Source organism: Streptomyces sp. NPDC044064, from assembly GCF_056434245.1.
The window spans coordinates 99,377-122,519 of the sequence record NZ_JBWKFN010000032.1 but is presented as its reverse complement, the minus strand read 5'-3'; the positions used below and the strand labels follow the sequence as shown (position 1 = coordinate 122,519).

General features: G+C 74.6%; 18 protein-coding genes. 9 read left to right on the top strand and 9 right to left on the bottom strand.

The genetic code is table 11. From position 1 onward, the window contains the following. The first annotated feature begins 119 nt into the window (after nt 1-119). Entirely contained in the window at nt 120-1,370 is a 1,251-nt protein-coding gene (locus tag AC07DS_RS37745; protein WP_479152877.1) for an MFS transporter, read from the top strand. 53 nt (nt 1,371-1,423) lie between these two features. Here the strand turns inward: AC07DS_RS37745 and AC07DS_RS37740 are convergent, their stop codons facing one another. Further along, nucleotides 1,424-2,326 (bottom strand): hypothetical protein, encoded by a 903-nt coding sequence (locus tag AC07DS_RS37740; RefSeq protein ID WP_479152873.1) that lies wholly within the window; start codon nt 2,324-2,326, stop codon nt 1,424-1,426. Nucleotides 2,327-2,431: 105 nt separating this feature from the next. Next, nucleotides 2,432-2,851 (bottom strand): hypothetical protein, encoded by a 420-nt coding sequence (locus AC07DS_RS37735; protein WP_145884524.1) that lies wholly within the window; start codon nt 2,849-2,851, stop codon nt 2,432-2,434. A gap of 247 nt (nt 2,852-3,098) precedes the next feature. Here AC07DS_RS37735 and AC07DS_RS37730 point away from each other — a divergent pair, with 247 nt between their 5' ends. Further along, nucleotides 3,099-3,971 carry a helix-turn-helix domain-containing protein gene (locus AC07DS_RS37730; RefSeq protein WP_479152871.1) on the top strand — a complete coding sequence of 291 codons (873 nt, stop codon included), beginning with the start codon at nt 3,099-3,101 and terminating at the stop codon, nt 3,969-3,971. 19 nt (nt 3,972-3,990) lie between these two features. Here the strand turns inward: AC07DS_RS37730 and AC07DS_RS37725 are convergent, their stop codons facing one another. From AC07DS_RS37725 to AC07DS_RS37710, 4 genes are all read right to left on the bottom strand, one after another. Continuing rightward, nucleotides 3,991-4,770: a calcium-binding protein gene (locus AC07DS_RS37725; protein ID WP_479152869.1), complete on the bottom strand. Its 780-nt coding sequence runs from the start codon at nt 4,768-4,770 to the stop codon at nt 3,991-3,993. A gap of 76 nt (nt 4,771-4,846) precedes the next feature. Beyond that, nucleotides 4,847-7,762, bottom strand: a complete 2,916-nt coding sequence (locus AC07DS_RS37720) for a helix-turn-helix transcriptional regulator (protein WP_479152867.1) — start codon at nt 7,760-7,762, stop codon at nt 4,847-4,849. Nucleotides 7,763-8,063: 301 nt separating this feature from the next. After that, nucleotides 8,064-8,267, bottom strand: a complete 204-nt coding sequence (locus AC07DS_RS37715) for a hypothetical protein (protein ID WP_479152865.1) — start codon at nt 8,265-8,267, stop codon at nt 8,064-8,066. Between the two features lie 102 nt (nt 8,268-8,369). Then, the gene (locus tag AC07DS_RS37710) at nt 8,370-11,462 is read right to left on the bottom strand and encodes a type 2 lanthipeptide synthetase LanM family protein (RefSeq protein ID WP_479152863.1); all 3,093 of its coding nucleotides are present in this window, start codon (nt 11,460-11,462) and stop codon (nt 8,370-8,372) included. Between the two features lie 469 nt (nt 11,463-11,931). Here AC07DS_RS37710 and AC07DS_RS37705 point away from each other — a divergent pair, with 469 nt between their 5' ends. Together AC07DS_RS37705 and AC07DS_RS37700 are read left to right on the top strand one after the other, a co-directional pair. Further along, nucleotides 11,932-12,543: a helix-turn-helix transcriptional regulator gene (locus AC07DS_RS37705; RefSeq protein WP_145884530.1), complete on the top strand. Its 612-nt coding sequence runs from the start codon at nt 11,932-11,934 to the stop codon at nt 12,541-12,543. Then, on the top strand, nt 12,540-13,148 hold the full coding sequence (locus AC07DS_RS37700; protein WP_479152861.1) for a response regulator transcription factor: 609 nt from the start codon (nt 12,540-12,542) through the stop codon (nt 13,146-13,148). The genes AC07DS_RS37705 and AC07DS_RS37700 overlap by 4 nt, the downstream gene beginning before the upstream one ends. A 37-nt stretch (nt 13,149-13,185) precedes the next feature. On the opposite strand, the gene AC07DS_RS37695 is transcribed toward AC07DS_RS37700, so the two are convergent. The 3 genes from AC07DS_RS37695 to AC07DS_RS37685 form a co-directional block, all read right to left on the bottom strand. Next, complete coding sequence (locus AC07DS_RS37695; RefSeq protein ID WP_479152859.1) at nt 13,186-13,926, bottom strand: Type 1 glutamine amidotransferase-like domain-containing protein; 741 nt, start codon at nt 13,924-13,926, stop codon at nt 13,186-13,188. Nucleotides 13,927-14,072: 146 nt separating this feature from the next. Further along, nucleotides 14,073-14,843 carry a 4'-phosphopantetheinyl transferase family protein gene (locus AC07DS_RS37690; RefSeq protein WP_479152857.1) on the bottom strand — a complete coding sequence of 257 codons (771 nt, stop codon included), beginning with the start codon at nt 14,841-14,843 and terminating at the stop codon, nt 14,073-14,075. Continuing rightward, nucleotides 14,836-15,072 (bottom strand): MbtH family protein, encoded by a 237-nt coding sequence (locus AC07DS_RS37685; protein ID WP_145884624.1) that lies wholly within the window; start codon nt 15,070-15,072, stop codon nt 14,836-14,838. The genes AC07DS_RS37690 and AC07DS_RS37685 overlap by 8 nt, the downstream gene beginning before the upstream one ends. Nucleotides 15,073-15,354: 282 nt before the next feature. Between AC07DS_RS37685 and AC07DS_RS37680 the strand changes: the two genes are divergently transcribed. The 5 genes from AC07DS_RS37680 (at nt 15,355) to AC07DS_RS37660 (ending at nt 23,101) form a co-directional block, all read left to right on the top strand. Next, nucleotides 15,355-17,679 (top strand): lantibiotic dehydratase, encoded by a 2,325-nt coding sequence (locus AC07DS_RS37680; RefSeq protein WP_479152855.1) that lies wholly within the window; start codon nt 15,355-15,357, stop codon nt 17,677-17,679. Next, on the top strand, nt 17,679-19,274 hold the full coding sequence (locus tag AC07DS_RS37675) for an amino acid adenylation domain-containing protein (protein ID WP_479152853.1): 1,596 nt from the start codon (nt 17,679-17,681) through the stop codon (nt 19,272-19,274). Before AC07DS_RS37680 ends, AC07DS_RS37675 begins: the two co-directional genes overlap by 1 nt. Beyond that, nucleotides 19,271-20,401: a threonine ammonia-lyase gene (locus AC07DS_RS37670; protein WP_479152851.1), complete on the top strand. Its 1,131-nt coding sequence runs from the start codon at nt 19,271-19,273 to the stop codon at nt 20,399-20,401. Before AC07DS_RS37675 ends, AC07DS_RS37670 begins: the two co-directional genes overlap by 4 nt. Then, the gene (locus AC07DS_RS37665) at nt 20,398-20,646 is read left to right on the top strand and encodes an acyl carrier protein (RefSeq protein ID WP_145884536.1); all 249 of its coding nucleotides are present in this window, start codon (nt 20,398-20,400) and stop codon (nt 20,644-20,646) included. Before AC07DS_RS37670 ends, AC07DS_RS37665 begins: the two co-directional genes overlap by 4 nt. 151 nt (nt 20,647-20,797) lie before the next feature. Further along, the gene (locus AC07DS_RS37660) at nt 20,798-23,101 is read left to right on the top strand and encodes a lantibiotic dehydratase (RefSeq protein ID WP_479152849.1); all 2,304 of its coding nucleotides are present in this window, start codon (nt 20,798-20,800) and stop codon (nt 23,099-23,101) included. Nucleotides 23,102-23,143: the final 42 nt, after the last annotated feature.

The following is a 23,143-nucleotide window of genomic DNA, read 5'->3' as shown; positions in this document are numbered from 1 at the left end:
CCCCCCCCCCCCCCCCCCCCCCCCCCCCCCCCCCCCCCCCCCCCCCCCCCCCCCCCCCCCCCCCCCCCCCCCCCCCCCCCCCCCCCCCCCCCGCCCCGCCGACCACGAAAGGCTCCACCATGGCCACCACCCTCGCAGGCGCCGGACCGCGGCTGTGGGCACCCGCCCGGCATCGCCCCTTCCAACTCCTGTGGCTGGGGCAGTCGTTGTCCCTGCTCGGCGACGGCTTCAGCGTCGTCGCCTTCTCCTGGATCACCCTCGGCCTGACCGGCTCCACCCTCACCCTCGGCTACGTCCTCGCCTTCCAGGCCGTACCCCGCGCCCTGCTCACCCTGGTCGGCGGCACCCTCAGCGACTCCTGGTCCACCCGCACGCTGATGTTCGCCTCCAGCTGGACCCGTGCCGCACTGATGGCGGGCGTCGGACTGGCCGGGCTCACCGGCCATCTGACGGTGTGGATGCTGTGCGCGGCGGCCGCCGCCTTCGGCGCCGTCGACGCCTTCTTCCAGCCCGCCCGCGTGTCCATCCTGCCGTCCGTGGTCGACGAACAGCTCCTCACTCCGGCCAACGCGCTGCTGGGCGCCGGATCCCGGACGGCCGCCGTCGTCGGCCCGGCCGTCGGCGGTGTGGTCATCGCCCTGACCCGGGCTCCGGTCGCCTTCCTCGTCGACGCCGTCTGCTTCGCCCTGTGCGGCTGGTGCGTCGCGAGCATCCGCACCCGGCCGCGCACGGCCGGCCCGGAGAACGGTAAGGCCGCCGAGGCGCCCAAGTCCCTGGGCGCCCGCATCCGCGAGGGCGTGACCTACACCCTGCGCGACCCCCGGCTGCGCACCGTCGTCGTCCTCGACACCGCCGTCAACTTCTGTTACGCCGGGCCCTTCACGGTCGGCTTCGCCACTCTCGCCGACCAGGTGCTGCGCGGCGGCTCGGCCACACTGGGCGTGCTCAACGGCTCCCTCGCCGGGGGCGCGATGCTCGGCACCCTGGCCGGCGGCGCGCTCGGCGGCCGGCCCAGGGTCGGCCTGCTGGTGGCCGCTCTCGCGGGCTGGCTCGGGGCCGGGATGGCCGTGCTCGGGCTGGTGCACAGCACGCCGGCCGTCGTGGCGACCGTCCTCGCCATGGGCTTCGCCATCGGATTCCAGGGCGTGTTCGGGCTGAGCTGGATCCAGCGCAACATCCCGCAGAACGTGCTGAGCCGGGTCGTCTCCGTCGACATGGTCCTCGGCTACGCGGCCGCCCCCCTGTCGCTCATCGTGTGCGGCGCGCTGGCCCGCGTCGGCACACTCGCCCTGTTCGGGGTGGTGGCCTGCGTGCTCGCCGCCACCGGTGTGGCGGTGCTCGGGTCGCGTGCGGTGCGGGAGATGCGCTAGGCCAGGTCCACCTCGACGTGGTGCCGCAGTGGGTGGAGGTCGGGCGGGGGCCCTCACTCACCGCGAGCCCACAGCCGATCGATGTTCCGGGCCGCCCGTTCGTTGTCCGCCTTCAGCCCGTCCAGCGCCTCGGCGTTCTTCCCGATGTCCCTGTTCTCGTACTCCGCCTCGACCGCGAAGGAGACACCGAGCACATTGGTCTCGTACGCGCAGTCGGCCTCGGCGGCCGCCGTCCCGGCCTCCTGCGGGCTGACCTCGGCGCGCAGTGCCGCCGCGGTGCGCCGCCCGGACAGTTTCCACCGGCGGTCCGAGGCCGCGTCCAGGGGCGTCGCGTACGGATGGCCCTTGCGTCCCATGCACGACGACCACTTCCTGAACACCGCGAGCACGCGCGGATCCGACTGCGAGGCCCTGAAGTCCCGGGCCTTGAGATCCGTTGCGAGGCCGCTCCGCTCCTGCGCGGGCGAAAGCCCCTTGGCCTGCTGTTCCTCGGCCGCTCGCTCACCGCAGGTCGTCATCGCCTGCCGCAGCGGTTTCGACAGCGAACCGAGGGAGACGGGCGCGGCGGCTCCCCGGGTGAACGGCGGGAGGTGATAGCCGTACCGGCGGGCCGTGGTCCGGTCGCTGATCGCGTACCGCCGGGTGTCGTAGTACCGCCAGAGCCGCACGTACCCGGCCGCCGCCCGCTGTCCGGTGACGTGCGTCGACGGGGGAGTGAACCCCTTGTCCCGGAGGCAGGCGTCGCGCAGCCCGAGCAGCAGCACCTCCAGCTTCCCCGCGTGCTCGTGGTCGAGGAGATAGGTCTCCAGCGGCAGACGCAGCTCGGCCATGCTCTTCGGCGTGGGGGTGGCCACCGGTGCACCGGCCTGCGCGGTCCCGCCGCCCGGGGAACATGCCGCCGTGGACGCCAGCACCAGCAGTGCGGCCGAAGTCCCGCGTGCGAAAGAGGAAAACACAAGCCGTCTCCCAACGAGGTCGAGCCGGAGTCCACCAGGGGAACGGCCCGGCCGGGCGGTCTGAGCCGTCCGGCCGAGCCGTTCACGGTTCTCGCGCGATCCGCGTCAGGTGCAGTTGGCGGTGGCGTCGAAGGAGTTCTCGTTATTGCGCAGGGCGGACGTCAGGTTGCCCCCGCGGCCGGCGTGCACCCAGTTGTAGTCGCCCCCGGAGTTGGCGTACACCCACGTCGTGGCGCCGCAGTTGGTGGTGTAGCTCCCGATCGAGGCGGCGTTGTTGCGGACGGCGTGGCCGTCGCTGAACTTGTAGCCGGACAGGTCGGAGTAATAGCCGTAGCCCTTGAAGATCCCCCCTGCGCCGTTCGGGCTGTAGTAGAGACAGCCGTACGCGCCGGTGTAGTTGCAGTGGTCGGACCAGCTGTCGACGTTCCAGCCGGTGGCCGAGGCCGGCGCGACGGCCGCTCCGACCCCCACCAGCGCCATGGCGGCCACCAGGCCGGCCTTCCTTCGTATCCCTCGCAGACGCATGCAGGCGTCCTCTCTCATCAGTTCCGGTTCGCCGGGCTGCCCTCGGTGGGCGCCCGGTACGGCCGCCGTCCTCGGCTGGGCCGTGCCGGGCCAGCGTTGCCGGGGCGGCCGGACCGCGGCTTGTACGAATGCGACCCGTGCGTCCCTGACGCCGGATATCGGCCAACTCCTTGCCGATTGACCCGCTCGTCCCCCGAAACCCCTAGGCTCGCTGCCGTGTCCGCGTCGATCGAGGGGGGATCGGCTCATGCACGAATTTCTCGCGTGCCCGGCGGCGACGGGCCTGCGCGACCAGGTACTCGGCTATCGGGGCTTCCGCTTCGACGCGATCGGAGCGCGGCGCAGACTGCTGGTACCCGACGGGGTCGTGAAGGTGATGCTGGGCTTCGGCGACAGCCTGCGCGTGCTGGACCCGTCCGACCCGGCCCGCTCGTACTGCGCCGCCTCCGTCGCCAACGGCGTCCGGACCACCGCCGCGATCGGCGAGCACACCGGCGGCATCCACGGGGTGACCGTGCTGCTCACGCCGCTCACCGCCTACCGGCTGTTCGGGGTGCCCATGTCCGAGTGGGCGCAGCGGTGCGTGCGTCCGGACGACCTCTGCCGCGCACCCTGGTCCGGCCTCCCCGCCCGGCTGGCCGAAGTCCCGGACTGGCGCGGCCGGTTCGCACTGCTGGACCGCGTGCTGCGGGCCGCGCTGGAATCGGGCCCCGCCGCCAGCCCCGAGGTGGCCTGGGCCTGGCGCGCCCTGCAGGACACGGACGGGCGGGTACGGGTGGAGGAACTCGCCGCCCGGACCGGCTGGAGCCGTCGCCACCTCGAACGGCGCTTCCGCTCCCAGACCGGGCTGACCCCGAAGGGCGCGGCACAGGTGATGCGGCTGCAGGCGGCCCTGCGGCTGAAGGAGTCCGGGGCGAGCTGGGCCGACGCTGCCGCGCAGGCCGGCTACCACGACCAGCCGCACTTCGACCGCACGTTCAAGGCGATGACGGGCCGCACCCCGAGCGCCTTCCGCGCCGACCGCACGGCCGCGTCCCCGTGCGACGCCCAGGACTTCGTGCCGGGTCAGGTGACGAGCGCCATCCTGACCCGGCGGACGTGGCCGTGTCCCGGGTGGTGAGGCGGAGGCCGGCCGAGGCTCAGGTGACGTTCACGTAGTCACCGGGGGCGTTGGCCGACCCCGTCGTGCCGGTCCCCGCGAAGCTCCAGCGCCAGTAGCCGTCCGCGGTGGCCGTCGCCGTGGTCTTCAGGGCGCCGCCGGTTCCGCTGGTCACGGTCTTCACCGTGGTGTAGGTGGTCGTTCCGGCCTTGCGGAACTGCAGCTTCACCTTCTGGCCCGCGTAGCCGTCGTAGGTTGCGCGGTCCCAGTTGGCCCGGGTCAGCGCGCCCTTGACGGTGAGGGCCTTGCCCGCGGCCACCGGCTCGGGGGAGGCGTCGGCGGTCAGCCGGGCGGAACGTTTCATCAGGAAGGTGCCCGCGCTGTCCAGGTTGATGTAGTCGCTGTCGTTGGCGTCCACCGAGGTCCAGACGTGCCAGGTGCCGGCGGTGGAGTTCCCGTGGGCCGTACGGGGGCCGATGGTGATGTCGGTGGTGCAGGTGGAGGTGCTCTCGCTGACGGGGTCGGGGGAGCAGGCCATCGGGGTGTCGGAGCCGGGACCCGCATGGCCGTCGGGGTTGTCGAACGAGCCGTGGTAGACCCATCCGAAGGCATCCATGATCCCCGAGTTGTCGGCTGCGGTGATGCTCAGCGTGAAGGTCTTGTAGCCGGTGGCGCCGACCACGACCGGCTTCCCGCCATTGACGACGACCTTGACGATGTGGGTGTCCCCCTCGCCGGAGTCGGCGTCGGCCGTCGTCACGGCGAGGGCGGACAGGACCAGCGCGCCCGAAAGGGCGGTGACGGCGGAACGTATGAGCATGTGTCCTCGCATGGGATGAGTGATCCGCCCGGGACCGGGACAGAGGCTGGACGACAACTAGGGACGCCGGACGGCGTCAGACGGTTCGCAGCGCGGCCGACCGGGCGCACAGGTCCGCGCGGTTGACCGCTCCCGTCTTCGTCATGAGGCTCGCGATGTGCTTCTCGGCCGTCCGCGGCGAGATGAACAGGCGGTCCGCGATGTCCTTGTTGCTGAGCCGCTCCGCGAGCAGCCGGAAGACCTCGAACTCGCGGACGGTGACGCCCTGCGCGCGCAGGTGTTCGGGGATGCCGCTGGTGCCCGAGCGGTGCTGGTGCACGGGAGCGCCGAGCCGGCGCAGCGCGGCCCGGCAGGCGCCCGCGACGGCTGCCACGTCCCGTTCGTGGAAGTAGTGCTCCGCGCGCCGCAGCCACCCCACCGGATCGCCCCAGCCGTCCTGGTGCGCCGCGTCCGCGATCAGCCGCAGGCCGAGATGCTGGGCCGTCGGATACGCCTCCGCCACCGCCAGCGCCGCCTCGACCGTGGCGGCGGCCCGAGCGCCCTCGCCCTCGCGGCCCAGCAGCACGGCGTCGGCGAGCATCACGAACTGACGGTTCCAGCGCATCCGGGCGACCGCGGTGGCGGTGATCTCCTCGTGCCGGGCCCGGTCCGCTTCCCCGGCGAGCAGGTCAAGCAGCAGGACGAGGCCGTGGGTGCCGCTGAGGTGGTAGGTGGACGGGTTGCCGGCCTCCAGGGCCAGCACCTCGCGCAGCTCCGCCCGGCCCAGCTCGCGGTTCTCCTCCATCAGCGCGCAGAAGGCGCGGGCCAGGCCGAAGCAGAGCGGCTCCTCCTGTGAACCGGACCCGTCCCACTCGGCGAACGCGGCCAGCGCCGCCTCCATCGCCGTACGGTCGCCGAGGTGCGCCTCCAGCGTGGCCTGGGCCATGAGGACGTAGCGCACCGCGGGGGCGAGCCGCAGCCGGCGCACGACCACCAGGCACTCGGCGGCGGCCTCGCGGGCGGTGTCGTAGCTGCCGCGCAGCACACTGTCGAGGACGAGGATGCCCTCCACCGTGTGCACGATGTTGACCGAGCCGAGCCGCAGGGCCTCCGCCCGGGCCGCCAGCAGGCCCGAGGTGTCGCCCTCGGCCAGCCAGACGTTGCCGCCCATCCGGGTCGCCGCGTACATGCGCTGCAACGGCAGCCGGTGCCGCTCGGCCGTGGCGAGGGCCTGCTCCAGCATCGCCTGTGACTCCTCCGGGTCCCGTTCGCGGGCCACGGTGGCGAGCAGCTCCCGGGCCTGGCAGGCGACGACGGGCAGTCCGTACCGCTCGGCGGTGTCGGCGGCCGAGCGGGCCAGCTTCTCGGCGTGCTGGGTGCGGTCGGGACCGGGCGTGTCCAGGGCGAGATAGGCGGCGGTGACGTCGACGGCCGCCGCGGTCGCGTCGTCCGGGGCCGCCGCCAGCACCTTCCGGGCCCGGGTTATCTGCCGGTTGCCGTCGCTCCAACGGCCGGCCGTGTGGGCGACCTTGGCCAGCCGGGTGTGCAGGGTCGCCAGCCGGGCCGCGCTCAGTCCGGAGCCGTCGAGCACATGGAGGTCCTCGGCCAGGTCGAAGGCGCGGGCGAAATCACCGGCCTCGGCGAGCGCCGGCAGCAGGTGTTCGAGCACCCCGGCCCGGGCCTGCGGATCGCTGCCGGACGCCAGCAGGTCCTCGGCCCGGCTGAGCAGGGTCACCGCCGAGCCCAGCGCGCCCGCCGCCAGCGCCCGCCCGCCGGCCTCGGCGAACAGTCGCCCCGCCTCGGCGGTGTCACCGGCCTCGCAGCGCAGTCCCGCGGCCAACGCGCACCAGTCACCGGCGAGTTCGGGGTGCAGCTCCTCGACCGCCTCGGCGCCCCGCCGGGCCAGCTCGGCCCGCTGACCGGGCGTCATCTGGGTGAACAGGGCCTCCACGGTGAGGGAGTGGCGGAAGGAGTACCAGTCCGGGGCGGGCTCGTCGGGCAGCACCAGCCGGGCGGCCACGCCCGCGTGCAGGTGGCTGAGCAGGGCACGGTCGTCGATGCCGGTCATACGCTGCAGCACGGTCAGCGGGAAGCGGCGGCCGAGGACGGCGGCTGCCGACAGCAGGGTGAGGCCCTGTGCGCCCAGCCGGTCGATACGGCGGAGGATGCCGCGGGCCAGCGTGGAGGAAACGTCACTGCGTAGATCCCCGACCGCCCGCCAGCCGTCCGGGCCCTGCACCAGCGTGCCGGCCCCGATCATGGACTGCAGCAGCTCCTCGACCAGGTACGGGCTGCCCGCGCTGTCCTCCCACAGCCGCCGCAGGACCGGTGCGGGCACCTCGTCGGGGGCGGGCACGCCGAGCTGGGCCGCGATCATGTCGTGCACCTGGGGGCGGGTCAGCGGCGGCAGTTCGACCAGGCTGGCGGCGCCGCGCCGGCGGGCCGACTGTGCCAGGTCCAGGGCGTCGCTGAAGTCCGTCCGCACGGTGGCCAGCAGCAGGACCGGCGTGTACTCCAGGTTGTCCACCAGGTACTCGAGGACGCCGAGCGTCTCCGGGTCGGCGTCGTGCAGGTCCTCCAGCAGCAGGAGCTGGCCCTGGCCGCGGGCGGCGGCGATGAGCAGACGCAGGACCGCCTCGCCCAGGATCACCATCGAGCTGCTCTCCCGCTCCCCGGTGTCCCAGTCGGGAATCAGCTGCCCGAGGACCGGGCGGTAGGGACCGAGGACCAGGTCGTCGAGAGGCTCGCCGCTGCGGAACAGCGACATCAGTGCCTCGGTGAGCGGCCGGAACGGCACGGCCGGACCCGTCGTGCTGCTGCGGCCGCGCAGCACCCGCATCCCGGACCCGAGAGCACCGCCCACGGCCTCTGCCGCCAGGCGTGACTTGCCGACCCCGGCCTCGCCGACCAGGAAGACGACACCACCGCGACCCTGCCCGGCGTCGGACAAGGCACGCTCAAGCAAGCCCAGTTGGGAATCCCGCCCGACCAAGGATGGCGCATGGGAACGCATGAACGCAGATGATAATCGGAATTTCGGGACGTGTGGCATGTCGCCCGCACACGTTCCGGTTCCCGTGCGAAAGCGGGGGGGGGGGGGGGGGGGGGGGGGGGGGGGGGGGGGGGGGGGGGGGGGGGGGGGGGGGAGGGAGGGGGGGGGGGGGGGGAGGGGAGGGGGGGGAGGGGGAGTACGCACGTCCCCCCCCCCCCCCCCCCCCCCCCCCCCCCCCCCCCCCCCCCCCCCCCCCCCCCCCCCCCCCCCCCCCCCCCCCCCCCCCCCCCCCCCACCGCTGGGTGTCACTGCCGACGAGGCGTCACCGCGGGGCGGAGACCGAGGTGTCCAGGGTGCTCAGCGTGATGACGATCCCGCTGGTCAGCACCATCCCGGCCAGCACACGGGCGCGGGCGCAGGCGCGGTTGCGGCCCTTGAGGGCGATCCCGCCCGCCGCGTCCTGCTCGACGGCGGCGGCCTCGGTGACGTCGGCGTCGGCGGTGGTGGTGGTGAGCTGCTTGTCCATGACGGTGATCCCCTTCGGAAGACCCGTGCGGGCGAGCACGGGGTGGGAGGCGGAGGAAGCCCATGGTGCTGACGAGCGGTCGAGCGAAGGTACGTGGGTCGGTCAGTGGATCGGTCGGTGATCAGGATGTCCCAGGAGCAGAGCGGAGGGGACGGACTCGGGGCGGGCCAGGCGGAGGAGGCCGTAGCCGATGCCGGACAGTCCGGTCAGCAGCCCGGGGGAGGGCACGTGGTCGGGAGTGGCACATCGGTGGCCCTGAGCCTCGACGAGGGCGAGCACCTGACCGGTGCGCCGGGTGAGGGTCCCGGCCGCGGTCGTGTCACCCCGTTCGGCGAGCACGGCCAGGGCCTCCAGCGTGCCGAGGGTGCCGTGCCCGAGGCTCAGGTCGGGGTACATCTCGGTCTCCGTCAGCCGGTTCCGGAGCGAGGACGCGTCGTGTCCGACGGCGGCGGCCGCCACTCCGGCGAGTCCGGAGCACCAGCACGGGTCCTGTGCCGTGGCGGGGACCTCCTGGAGCGCGGCACGGAGCATGGCGTGCGCGGTGGCCGCGTGCGCGGCGGCGCGTCCGGGCCGGCGGGCCGCGTACCGCAGCAGTGCCCAGCCGACGCCCGCGCCGCCGTCCGCGAATCCGGGTACCCCGTCGGCGTCGGCCGCCGTGGCCAGCAGCCGGTCCGCGACCGCGTCCGCCAGCCGCAGGGCGGCGGTCGCCCCGGTCGCCTCGTGCACCGCGACCGCGGCGGCCAGCGCTCCGGCCGTACCGCCGGCCAGCCCCGGATCGGGGCAGGCCGCCACGGCGTGGCCCAGCGCGGTCAGTGCATCCGGCAGACAGTCCGTCAGGTTCCCGTCCAGCAGGGCCGACAGCCGCACCAGGGCGTACAGGATGCCGCCGAGCCCGTCGTACGCCCCGGGACCGGCCGCCGCACTCGACTCGGGATCGGCGGCCAGCGCCTTCAGCAGAGCCGGCAGGGGCGTCACGGCCTCCCGCGCCAGCGGCGCGTACCTGCCGCCCCCGGCCAGCGCGTCCGCCTGGGCCAGGAACAGCGCGACCCCGCAGTAGCCCTGCGCCAGTCCGGCGCCCATCGGCAGCACCGCCCAGTGCGGGCCCGAAACCCGCTCCAGACCCAGCCAGTTGGTCCGGCCTTCCGAACGCACCGCACGGGCGGCGATCTCGTCGGCGATCCCGCAGGCCGCGGCGAGCAGCCGGGACGGCTCGGGCACGACCGCGGGCACCGGTGCCACGGTCAGCTCGGACCTGGGCCGGTCCTGCGGAGCATGGGCGCCGCGGGCCGCGAGCGTGGCGGCCACGATCCACTCCTGGTCGTGGCAGTCCACCTCGTCCATCCGGGCGATCTTCTCCCGGACCGCGGTCAGACTCGCCACCGGGAGCAGACCGGGAAGCCAGGTCCCATCGGCCGCCCGGACCCCGGTCCCGGACGGCCGATGGGCGAACAGGGGTACGTCGCCGCGCCAGAGGTCCGCCGTCTCGTGCTCGACGAGCCGCCGGCGCGCCTCGTCCTGTTCGGACTCGGTCCACAGGACGGCGAACACACCTTCCCGGGCCAGTGCGTCACCGAGCAGCGACGGATGGGTGGACTCCTCCAGCAGCGTCGCGTACAGCCGGGTCGAACGGACGATGAGGCGCGCCGGGCTGTCCGCCCGTGCGGCCAACGGCCCATCGACGCCGACCAGTTCACGGCCGTGTGCGGCGATGGCCGCGTAGCCGGTGCGGAAGCCCTCCAGCAGGGCGGCCCGGTGGTCGGCGCCGTCCAGCGGACGACCGTCGGGCAGCGGCTGGTTCTGCGCGGCCGGGCTGAGCACCGGGGCGCGCACGGCCCGCATGGTGTCCGTGCCGCTGTCCACCCAGCGCAGCCCCTCGCTCGGGTAGGTGCCGTCGGTGGACCGGCCGAGCGCGGAGATGTCGAGCGCCCCGTGCTCTCCGATCAGCAGGTGGGGCAGCAGGCAGGTGCGGTGCACGGAGGCGTGCAGGGCGTCCGCGGCCGGGTCGGCACCGGCCGTCATGGCCTGCGCGAGCCCGGTGTGCAGCAGCGTCTCGGCGTCCACCAGGACCGGCTGGTCGCCGCAGGCGATGACGTTCTCGTAGTGCATGTCCGCGCCGTCCACCGCGTACAGCAGCGCCAGCAGCGCGCCCTGCCGCCGGTAGAAGGCGTCGGTCTCGGTCACCGACCGGCACCAGCGGTGTTCCACGAACTCCAGCCAGCCGTAGCCGTCCCGGCGCAGTCCGCGCGGGCTGCGCAGTCCGAGCCCGGGCACCCTGGCGTTCAGCCAGGCCACCAGGTCGTCCAGGAGAGCGTGCTGCTCCAGCGGCCGGGGCTTGTACACGACCCGGTCGCCGCTCGCGAAGTACAGGATCGCCACCGCCCGGTTGCCCTGGTGCGCGTCACCCAGGCCGAGATCGGCGCGGGTGAGCGCGCCGGGGACCCGGCCGTGGAGGAGACCGGCGGTCAGGTCGTCCCGGTCGGCCCGGAACCGTCGTACGAGTTCGACGGCGGCCTCGGCCGCGTCCAGCGCGGTCTGCCCGAGCATCCGGGCCAGCACCGGGTAGGCGGCGAACAGCCCGCCCAGACCCTGCCGGGTGCGGGTCAGGGAGAGGAACGAGGTGAACCGCTCGCGCGGTCCGGCTCCGGCCAGCCGGCCGGCCCGCCGCGCCGCGGTGAGCTCGTGGACCAGGGTGCGTGCGGCCTGCCGGACCAGCTGGTACGTCAGCCGCTCCTCGAACGCGCCGCGCCAGACCGCCCGTTCGGCCTCCGGCAGCCCCTCCAGCAGGCTGTCCAGCCGAGCGGCGGCCGGGGCGACGAGCGGCCGTACGACAGGGGCGAAGGCATCGGGTCCCGCGCCGCCGTCCGTGCTCCCCTCCACCGCCTCCTCGGCGGCCGCGTCCAGGGACTGTTCGACGTAGCACGCCCAACGGGGCCTGTCCGCACGGGCCGCCAGCCGCTCGGCGGGCTCCAGCGCGAGCGCCGCCGCCGTGCCCGCGTCCACTCCGAGGTGGGCGAGCCGAGCGGCGAAGCCCTCCGCGTCACCGACGGCCCAGGGGGCGCGGACTGCGGCGGGCCCGGCCGGCGCCTCGGGAAGGTCCGGGGCGGCGAGCCGTTCCGCGAGGGACAGCGCCGGGGCCCACCAGTCGAGCGGCAGGCCGGCGCTCCGGGGAGTCGGGAGGCAGGCGGTCTCAGTCACGAGACGAAGGTCGCAGAACCGGTACGCCCCCCACATGGGGAAGTGACCCCCATATTCTCCCGGGGCCCCCACCCCACTGGGGGACGGCCCCACCCCGGGCGGAAGAAACCGCAGGCCGGCACGGGTGCCCGCGTAACCCCCAGGTACGGGTGCCGAGTTCGCCCCGGGCTCGTGACGACCCGGCTCACCCGCCGGTACGGCCCCCGCACCCGCCCCTCGGACGGCGTGCGACCCCCATGTCCCCGCACTCCGCACCCCCACCAGGCCTTCGCGCAACCTCCCCGGACTCGCTCGACACCGCCGTGACCGGCTCCCTCCCGCCTTCCGCCGGGGGCAGGCACCCACCGGTCGGGAAAGGTGGGGGACTACTACCGATGCTCCGTACCGGCCGGCGCAGCAGGGTGTTGTGCAGTACCCCAGACCGCCCGCCGTTCTGACGACCGGGCGGACGACCTTCCAAGGAGAGCAGATGGGAGCACCCGTACCCGTCGGTGTGGTCGCCCTCGACCCGGTGCTGGAGGCCGGCACCCGCAGTTCCCTGCTCGTGTGCCCGGGGCTGGCCGTGTGCGAGCCCGGCGACGCACGGGTCGCGGTCCTGACCGTGGACCGGCTCGGACCCGCCGAACTCGACATGGTGCGAACGACCCGCGCCCACCCGAACCGCCCGGCCGTCGTCCTGGTGGCCGGCGCCCTCGCCTCCGGCGACGCCCTGCACGCCCTCGCCGCCGGCGCCCGCGGCCTGCTGCTGCGCCGGGAGGCCGACTCCGCGCGCCTCGCCCACGCGGTGCTGGCCGCCGCCCGGGACGACTGCACCCTGCCCCCCGATCTGCTCGAACAGGTCCTCGACAGGCCGGGCTCGGCCCGGCACGCCACGGGTGGCTGGGCGGGCAGCGCCCTTTCGGAGCGCGAGCGCTCGGTCCTGCAACTCGTCGCCGACGGCCACGAGACGGCGGAGATCGCCCAGCGCCTCGCCTACTCCCCGCGCACGGTGACCACGGTCGTCCACGACATCACCCAGCGCTTCCGGCTGCGCAACCGCGCCCACGCGGTCGCCTACGCACTGAGGGCGGGCCTGCTGTGACGACTGCCTTGACCGCCCCCGCCACCGGCGGTGCGCTCCGCATGCGCGTCCTGTCGCCGCGCCACGCGGACCGCGTCCGCACCCTCGCCCGCCGCGCCGGCCTGCACCAGACGCCCGGCCCCGATTCCCCCGCCCCCACGGTGATCGTCGCCGACGATGCCGAGCAGGCGCTGCGGGGAGTCCGTGACCCCGGACCGCTGCTGCTCGTCTGCGACAACGTCACGCGCAGGGGCCTGATGCTGGCCCTGCGCGCCGGAGCGGTCGTGCTCAGGGCCGCGGACCTCACCGAGGACACCCTGACGGCAGCCCTCCGCAGCACCGGCCACCCGTACCGGAGCATCCCCTACCCGGTGCTGTCCCAGGTCCTCACCAACGGTCCGCAGCCCGGCGCGCCGGCGCCGACCGGGGCGAATCCCGCCCTGACGGCCCGGCAGACCTCCGTGCTGCGCCTGATGGCCGAGGGGAACGCCAACGCGGACATCGCCCGGCTGCTGTCCTGCTCCGAACACACCGTCAAGAACGTCATCTACGAGGTCATGTCCCGCCTCCAGGCCCGCAACCGCGCCCACGCGGTGGCCCACGCGGTACGCCACGGCCTCATCTGATGCCGTGCCGCCGGCCTGCCGACGCCCCGAAGGCGCCTCAGAACGACGGCGTCGGCAGCAGCCGCGGCTCGATGCGCTCCTCGACCGCCCGATCGCCCTGCCGGGAGACCAGATAGGCGCCCTTGCCCGGCAGTTCCGTCACGGCCTCGACCAGCTCGGTTCCCCGGTAGACCAGCCCCACCCCGTCGTCGGTGCAGTGGGAGGCCGGCAGGGTGCCGTCCGCGACGAGGCGGTGGATCAGCGGGCGCCGGCCCTCGTCGGAGTCGTAGTGCACGCCGTTGCCGTACGGCAGCAGGCCGAGGGCGTCGGTGACCGGACGCAGCTCGGGCCCGTAGGAGTCCGTCGCGCCGCCCCGGAACCAGCAGATGGAGCCCGCGCTCACCCCGGCGAGCACCACGCCCGCACGCCAGGCGCGGCGCATCACGGTGTCCAGGCCGTGCACCCGCCACACGGCGAGCAGGTTGGCCACCGAGCCGCCCATCACCCAGACCACGTCATGGCCGAGGACGGTGTCCTCGACGTCGTCGACGTTCGGCATGGGGAACAGCTGCAGCGGCGTGAGGTCGAAGCCCGCCACCCGGGCCGCCTCGGACACCCGCGCCGTGACGTGTTCCGCGTCCCCCGTGGCCGTGCCGACGTACAGGATCCGCGGGCGCCTGCCGTGCACGCCGGAGAGATCGACCGCGTGGTGGACCAGGGCGTCGAAGAGCACCCGGGTGCGCCCGCCGACGCGGTGCCCTCCCGAGGTGGCGAGGATGGTCGGTTCGGGTGCCGTCACGTGCGTGATCGTATCGCGGTGACTCCGGGGCAGACATGGAGGAATCGTGGAGGTGAACATCACGAGGTTCGGGTGTCGCGCTCGAACAGCCCAGTGGGGGCCGGTCGTCGGACCGGCCCCCACTGCTCCCCTCCGGTGAGCTTCTCCTACGGACTGCGCAGGGCCACGGCGGCCGCGTACCCGGCCGGCACGAGGACGTCCCGCAGGGTCCAGTCCGCCGCCGGTGCGACCGGCAGCGGTCCGGTACCGACGTAGTCCAGCGCGGGATCGCGCACCAAGCCCGTGCCCAGCCCCTTCAGATAGGCCTCCTTGCGGACCCAGGCCCGGGTGAACGCCGCCGGACGCTCGTGCGCGGGCAGCAGGGCCAGCTCGTCCCGCTCCGCCACGTGCAGCGCGGACTGGGCGCTCAGCACCGCCTGCGCCGTGGCCAGCCCCTCCACGTCGACGCCGACCGGAGCGGCGGCCAGCGCCACCAGCACCAGACCCCCGCTGTGCGACAGGGAGAAGTGCACCCCCGGCGTCCGCAGCGCCGGCCGGCCGTGCGGTCCGCCGCAGCCCGCGCACGGTTCGCGCACCAGCGGCAGCGTATCGGCCCGTATGCCCAGCAACACGCTCAGGACATTGCGCAGCGCCGCGTGCGCCACCACGTAGGCGTCCCGGTCCCGGGCGTGCCGGAACGCGCGGGCACGCGCCCGCTCCTCCGCGTCCAGCAGCTCCTGCGCACAGCGCAGCGCGTGTTCGTCCAGGGCACCGACCTGAGCCTGGTACAGCTCCAACGGCCCGTCCAGCGTCCGGGACCGAGGCACGTACGCCTGGCGCCGCAGACCCGACAGGTCCAGCACGGCGGGGCAGAGCCGGCCCGGCGGCGGGGCGTTGGCGGGGCGGGTCAGGAGCGGACCCGGGAGGCGCTCAGACATCAGCCCCGGCCAGCCGGCGGCGCAGGCTGAGCGGGCGCATGTCCGTCCAGATCACGTCGATGTGGTCCAGGCACTCCTGCCGGCCGCCCCGCCGGCCCTCCGGGTACCAGCCCGCGGGCAGTTCGCGGTCCGCGCGCCAGATCGAGTACTGCTCCTCGTCGTTGCGCACCACGAGGTACACGTCGTCGCTGTCCGGCCCGGCCTCCTCGCCGCCCGTACCGGTCGCCAGGTTGTCGTGCGTCACGGTGAACCTCCCGCAGATGATGGGCCGGCCGCAGGTCAGGGGCCGACGAGGTCAGCGTGCCCGCGGCCGCGCACCCCGGGCAGGGACGAACGCGCCGATCCGGTGGCGCGCGTTGCTGCCGGATCTTCTCTGGTGGCGGGTGGCCGTACCGCGGGACGGTGCTGACCGGTCGCGGGGAGCCCGGTACCCGGAACACCCCCGGCGGCGCCTGCCGCCCGGCCGAGCCACGCGATTCCCGCGCACCCCCTTTCCGGAAGGAGCCACGCGATGTCGGACGAGCACGCACCTGTCCTGCTGCCGGGCGGAGGCTGGCGGCTGTGGGAACAGTTCGCGCTGCGAGGCCCGGGCTTCCCCGCCGACGGCGTCCTGCGCCTCGCCCCGCCCGGACTGGCCGAGGCCGCCGACAAGTTCGGCCCCGACACGGAGCTGTCCGGCACCGAGTGGCAGGCGTTCGCCCAGGACGTCGCCGAGGCTGCCGTACGCACCGCCCGCCACCTGCAGGAGATCGCCGCCCAGCCGCGCTTCCAGACGGCCCTGGCCTGGCAGAACCCGGCCGTCCTGCGTACCGGTATCGCCCCGTTCCTGCGCTGGACGCCGACGGCCGAGAGCCGTAGCAGCATGCCGCGGCAGCGGGAGGAGCTGGTCGCGCACTACTGGCAGAGGTTCTGCGTGAAGAACGACACCATCGGCTTCTTCGGCCCGGTCGGCTGGGGCCGCTGGGACCTGTCCACCCCGCAGGCCGTCGCCGTCGACCCCGGACAGGGCTTCCTCGCCGCGTCGGAGGTGTACTTCTCCGGCTGGGCGATCGACGCCCTTGCGAAGGTGCTGGCCGAGGACCGGGACCTGATGCGCTGGATGCCGCCCCGCCGGGTGTCCTTCGTGCGCGGCGCGGACGGCGCGGTGCGGGTGCCGGGGCGGCCGGCCCAGCAGATCGGCGCCGCCGAGCTGGCCGTGCTGGAACTGTGCGACGGCACCCGCCACCCGGACGCGATCGCCGGCGCCCTGGGCATCGAGCCGGGTGAGGCGGCCCGGATCGTGGGCGAACTGGTCTCCCGCCGCTGGGTGCACTGGAAGCTGGAGGTCCCCGCCGCCACCCACCCCGACCGCGCCCTGCGCCGCATCCTGGAGCGGGTACCCGACGAGGCGGCCCGCGACCGGGCGCTCGCCAAGCTCACCGTGCTGGAACGGGGGCGGGACGCCGTACGGGACGCCGGTGCCGACGCCACCGCGCTGACCGCGGCGGTCGGCGCCCTGGAAGCCGACTTCGCCGCGCTCACCGACAGCGAGGCCCAGCGGGCCAAGGGCGAACGCACCGCGCCCTGCCGGGGGCTGGTGTACTCCGACGCCCGCCGGGCGGCGACCGCCACCGCCGGCGCCGGACTCCTCGCCCAGCTGGAGCCGCTCCAGCTGTGCCTGACCGCCGCCCGCTGGATGACCAACCGCTTCGCCGAAGCCATCCGGACCCGCCTGCGCACCGTCCACGACCGGCTGCACGCCGACGGCGCGCCCGTGGACCTCGGTTCCCTGTGGCTGCACACCCTGCCCTCCCCGCATCCGGACGCCGGCGACCTCATCGACACCGCTCAGGCCGAACTGCGCGCCAAGTGGGCGAGGATCCTCGATCTGCCGCCGGGGGCGCGCCGGGTCCGGCTGTCCACGGCGGAGCTGGCCGAGCGGGTGCGGCGGGAGTTCGACGAACCGGGCGACGGCTGGTCGCTGGCCCGGTACATCAGCCCCGACGTCCTGGTGATGGCCGAGGACGACGAGGCCCTCGCGCGCGGCGACACCGAACTGGTCCTGGGGGAGATGCACTGCGCGCTGAACACGATGGGCGCCTCCCTGTTCGTCCACCAGCACCCCGACCGGGAGGCGCTCCTCGCCGAGACCAGCCGCGACTTCCCCGGCCCGCGCCTGCTGCCCATGCTGCCGAAGGAACTGCCCCTGAAGTGGTCCTCGCGCAGCCGCCCCGCCCTGGACCGGCCCGAGGACCACTACGTCGCCCTCGTCGACCAGACCGGTGACCCGCACCGGCCCCGCACCGTGCTCGGCGCGGACGTCACCGTCGAGGACCGGGCCGGCCGGCTCACCGCCGTCCTGCCCGACGGCACGGCGTACGACCTCCTCGACGTGTACGCCAACACGCTCACCCAGCGCGTCATGGACCGCTTCACCCTGCGCCCGGAGGGCGAGCACACCCCGCGCATCACCGTCGACCGCATGACCATGGCCCGCGAGACCTGGCAACTCCCCGTAGCCGGAGTGGACTTCGCCGACGAGAAGGCGGAGGCCGCCCGCTTCGTCCGCGCCCGCCACTGGCAGCGCCGACATGACCTGCCCCGGTTCGTCTTCGTCGTCTCCCCGACCGAACCCCGCCCGTTCTACGTCGACTTCGACAGCCCCGTATACGTCACCATCCTCGCCAAGGCGGCCCGCAGGCTCGCCCGCAAGGACCCCGGGGCCCGGCTCAAGGTCAGCGAGATGCTGCCCACCCCGGAACAGGCCTGGCTCACCGACGACGAGGGCCGCCGCTACACCTCCGAACTCCGGTTCGTGGCAGTCGACCAGACCGTCGTCGGCACCGGGGAGGCGTGATGCGCACCGTAGCCGACGACATCGACGCCCATGCCCGGCGTCACCCGCGGCGGATCGCGCTCACCACGCCGTCCGGTGACGTGCCCTACGCCCGACTCGCCCGGCACATCGAGGAGACGGCCCGGATCCTGCGGGCCCACGGCGTCGGCCCGGAAACGGTGTGCGCCGTGGCCGTCGGGCACGGCACCCGGGCGGTGGCGGCCATGGCAGCGGTCCTGCGCTGCGGGGCGGCCTTCCTGACGCTCGACGTGGGTCAACCACGCGATCGGCTGGCCGCGTTCACCCGCAGCGCGGACGCCACCCTGCTGCTGACCACCTCCGGCCTGGCCCCCGCCCTGGGCCTGCGGATGCCGACCGTCCTCCTCGACCAGCCGCACCCGGTGACCCCGCACCACACACCGCCCGGTCCCGTCGACCCCCGCGCCCTCGCCTACGTCAGCCACACCTCGGGCAGCACCGGGGAGCCGAGTGCCGTCCTGGTCGAACACCGAGGTCTCGACGCCTACTTGCGCGACACGGCCTCCGCGTTCGGCCTCGGCGAGGACACGGTGGCCCTGCAGACGGCACCCCTCGGGTACGACGCCTCGATCCGGGACACCTTCGTCCCGCTGCTCGCCGGCGCCCGCCTGGTGATCGTGGACCGGGCCCGGCTGCTGCGCCCCGAGGAGTTCGTCCGCACCGTCCGCGAGAACGGCATCACCGCCGTGCTGAGCACCACCCCTTCCTTCCTGTCCCATCTGCTGGGGCAGCAGGGGCCGGGCGAACCGCTGGCGGGCGTCGGCCTGGTGGCGTCCAGCGGGGAGTCGCTGCGGCCCTTCCTCGCCGCGGGCGGCCGCTCCCTCGTGCCCGGCACGCTGGTCAACCAGTACGGCCCGACCGAGTGCACGATGACGACCACCCGGTACGCCGTTCCCGCCCGGCCCGACCCGTCCGCCGACCCGGTGGGTACGCCCCGCGCCGGAGCCGTGATCCGGATCCTGGACGCGGGCCTGGCGCCCGTTGCCGACGGAGCGGTGGGCGAGGTGTACATCGGCGGAGCGGGCCTGGCCCGTGGCTACGGCGGGCGGCCGGGCCGGACGGCGGAGTGCTTCGTGCCCGACCCCTACGGTCCGCCCGGCGCCCGCCTCTACCGCACCGGCGACCTGGGTCGGTGGGGACCCGAGGGCCTGCACTACGCCGGCCGCACCGACCGGCAGGTGAAGATACGCGGCTACCGCGTCGACCCGGCCGAGATCGAGGGCGCGCTGCTGGCCCACCCGGCGGTCACCGGAGCCGTGGTCACGCCCCACTCCGACGACCGGGGCCGCGCGTATCTCCTCGCCCATGTCACGGGTGAGCTGACCGGCACCACGGACACCGCGCTGCGCGCCCATCTCGCCCGTCTGCTGCCGCCGCACCTGATGCCCCGCCGCTTCGCACGACTCGACACGCTGCCCACCACACGAGGCGGTAAGGCGGACCGCAGGTTCCTTGCCGACGCGGGGAGGGGCAGGAGAGCGGGAAATGCAGGGAGTGCCGGGAACGCGGGGAGTGCGGGGCCAGTCGGGACAGCCGAGCGAGCCGGGAGCGCCGGGCGAGTCGGGAGCGCCCGATGACCGCCACCGACCTGCGCCAGGGGGAGGCCGTCCGCCGCCCGGCATCGGCCGAGGTGGGTTCCGCCCTCCCCGCCCGGCCCTCCGCCCTCCCCGCCCGGCCCTCCGCCCTCCCCGCCCGGCCCTCCGCCCTCCCCGCCCGGCCCTCCGCCCTCCCCGCCGGGCCCTCCGGCCCGGCCACTCCACCCCTCGGCCCCGCCGACCTGCGTGCCGCCGCCGAGCGCATCGCCCCGTACGTCCTCCGCACCCCCTTGCTGCCCGGCCCGGCGACGGCGGTGGACGGCCCGCGTCTGCTGCTGAAGGCCGAACACCTCCAGCCCGCCGGCTCGTTCAAGGTGCGCGGCGCCGCCAACGCCGTTCTCGCGCTGGGCGCCGACCGGGTCGTCACCGGATCCTCCGGCAACCACGGCATCGCGCTGGCCAGGCTCGCCCGCACGCTCGGCATCCGGCTGACGGTGGTCCTGGCGGCGGGCGCGGCTCCCGCGAAGGCCGCCGCCATCCGGGCCCTGGGTGCCCAGACCGTGCGGGTGGGCGGCGGGGTGGCCGAGCGGGAGGAACGCGCCCGCGCCCTGGCCGGCGAGCAGGATGCCGTCCTCGTCCCCTCCTCCGACCATCCGCTGGTCGTCGCCGGACAGGGCACGGTCGGCGCGGAAGTGCTCGCCGACGCCCCCGACACCCGGACGGTCTACGTCCCGACGGGCGGCGGCGGACTCCTCGCGGGAGTCTGCCTCGCCGCCGCCGGCCACCCGGTGCGTGTGGTCGGTGTCGAGCCCGCGGCCACCCCTCGCTACGCCCGTTCCCTGGCCGCGGGCCATCCGGTCCAGCTGGCACCCAGCGCCACCGTGGCGGACGGGCTGCGCGGACAGCGCCCCGGATCCGTTCCCTATCCGATCATCCGAGACCGCGTCGACGACCTGATCGCCGTCGGCGACGCGGAGATCCTCGCCGCCGCGGCCCTGCTGCGCCGGTACGGCATCGACGCCGAACCCAGCGGGGCGGTGGCCCTGGCCGGTGCCCTGCGCGCCGGCCGCCGCGAACGCGCCGTGGCCGTCGTCTCCGGCGGCAACACGCCCGCCCGCCTGCACGACCTGCACCTCACCCACCCTCACCCGAAGGAGCACACGTCATGACCACGAACACCGCCACCAGCACCCTCGACCTGCTCGTCGGCATCTTCCAGGACGTCCTGGCCCTCGCCGACCTCACCGCCGACACCGACTTCTACGAGGCGGGCGGCGACTCGCTCACCGCCTTCCAGATCACCGGCCGGCTCCAGGAGGCACTCGGCGTGGACCTCCCGGTCTCCCTGGTCTTCGCCTACCCCACGCCCCGCGACCTTGCCGAGGTCGTGGACACGGACTACGGCGCCGCCTGACGGCCCCGGGGTGCGGTCGCCGGGTCGCACCCCTCACGGCCAGGAAGGCCAGGAAGGCCAGGAAGGCCAGGAAGGCCAGGAAGGCCAGGAAGGCCAGGAAGGCCAGGAAGGCCAGGACAGTCCACCCGCGTTCGTCAAGGAGAGCCCTGCCATGACCGAAGACCTCGTGCCGTCCCTCGGCCGCTGGCGGCTGTGGGAGCAGTTCGCCCTGCGCGGACCGGGCTTCCCCGCCGACGGTGTGCTGCGCCTCGCCCCGCCCGGACTGGCCGAGGCCGCCGACAAGTTCACCGCCGGTGACGCCCTGGACGGTGTCCGCTGGACGGACTTCGCCCACCTCTTCGCCGAGGGCGCCGTGGAGACCGCCCACGTCCTGCAGAACATCGCCCGCATCCCCGCCTTCCGGGAGGCGGTCGCCTGGCAGAACCCGACCGTGCTGCGCACCGGTATCGCACCGTTCCTGCGCTGGACGCCGACGGCCGAGAGCCGTAGCAGCATGCCGAGGCAGCGGGAGGAGCTGGTCGCCCACTACTGGCAGCGGTTCTGCGTGAAGAACGACACCATCGGCTTCTTCGGCCCGGTCGGCTGGGGCCGCTGGGACCCGGGCGCACCGGGCGTCGCGCTCGACACCGGGCGCGGCCTGATCGCCGACTCGACCGTCTACTGGGCCAGTTGGGGAATCGACGCGCTGGCGAAGACCCTGGACGCCGACCCCGCCCTGCGCGCGTGGATCGCACCCCGGCGCGTGCCCTTCGTCGCCCTGGACGGGGATGGGGACGAGTGCCGGGTCAGGGTGCCGGGGCGGCGCCCGGTGACCCTGCCGGCCGAGGCCGCGGCCGTCCTGGCCCGCTGCGACGGCACCCGCCCGGCCCGGCACATCGCCGCCGAACTGCCGGACACGGATGTGCCCGCCGTCCTGGAGGACTTGGTCGCCCGCCGCTGGGTGGTGTGGCGGCTGGAGGTGCCCGCCGACACCCATCCGGACCGCGCCCTGCGCTCCTGGCTGGAGTCCGTCGGGGCACCCGAGCCGCGCCGCCGGGGCCTCGCGGCCCTGGACCGGCTGGAGGAGGGCCGCGCCCGCGTCGCGGCGGCCCGGGACGTCGACGAGCTGGTCGAGGCCATGACCGGCCTGGAGCGCACGTTCGTGGAGCTGACCGACACGCCCGCCGTGCGCGAGAAGTCCGCGTCGACCGCTCCGTGCAGGGCGCTGGTGTACTCCGACACACGCCGGGCGGCCACCGTCCGCATCGGCCCGGCCGTGCTCGACGCCCTGCGCCCGCTGCGGCCCCTCATGGACAGCGCCGGCTGGCTCACCTCCCGCCTCGCCGAGACGGTGACGGCCGAGGCGCAGCAGGTGTACGCACGGCTGGCCGCCGAGGGTCCGGTCGACCTGGCGTCCTTCTGGTTCGCGTGCCTGCCCGTACTACACGGCCCGGCGCGCACCGCGGCCGTCGAACTCCAGCGGGAGTTCGCCGAGCGCTGGCAGCGCGTCCTCGCCGTGCCGGCCGGGGCCCGCCGCGTGGACGTACGACTGGCCGACATCGAGGCCCGGGTCGGGGAGGAGTTCGGGACGACGAGCGGCGGCTGGACGGCCGCCCGCTATCTCAGCCCGGACGTGATGCTGGCCGCCGACGGCGCCGAGTCGGTCGCGCGCGGCGACTTCACCCTCGTCCTCGGTGAACTCCACGTCGCCGCCAATACGTTGGGCGCCTCGCTCTTCACCCACCAGCACCCCGACCCGGACGAACTGCTCCGCCTCACCGACCGCGACCACCCCGGCCCGCGCCTCATGCCCCTGATCCCGAAGGAGCACCGCTCCCGCCTCTCGGCCAGGATCCGCCACACCCTCGTACGGCCCGAGGATCATCAGGTGGCACTGGCCGACTTCACGGCGGACCCGGCCAGGCCCCGCACCGTCCGCAGTGCCGACGCCACCGTGGAGGAGCGCGACGGCGGACTCCTCGTCCGGCTCCCGGACGGCTCGGCATTCCCTGCGACGGACGTCTTCTCCCACGTCCTGACGACCTTGGCGATGGACCTGTTCCGGATTCTCCCGGAGAGGGACGACCACTCGCCCCGGGTGAGCGTGGACCGCCTGGTGATCGCCCGGGAGACCTGGCGGGTGGCCGCCGCCCGGGCGGAGTTCGCCGACGACAAGGACGAGGCCCGCCGCTTCGTCCGCGCTCGCCACTGGCGCACCGAACTGGGCCTTCCCCGCTTCGTGTTCGTCGTCTCCCCGACCGAATCCCGGCCGTTCTACGTCGACTTCGACAGCCCCGTCTACGTCACCATCCTCGCCAAGGCCCTGCGTCGTCTCGCCCGCAAGGACCCGGACGGCACCGTCACGATCACCGAGATGCTGCCCACCCCGGAAGAGACCTGGCTCGCCGACGACGAGGGACGGCGCTACACCTCGGAGCTGAGGTTCGTCGCCTTCGACACCGAGCGGAGGCCGTAGTGTTCGACCGCATGCGCGAGCCGGGAGGTGCCTTCATGGCCG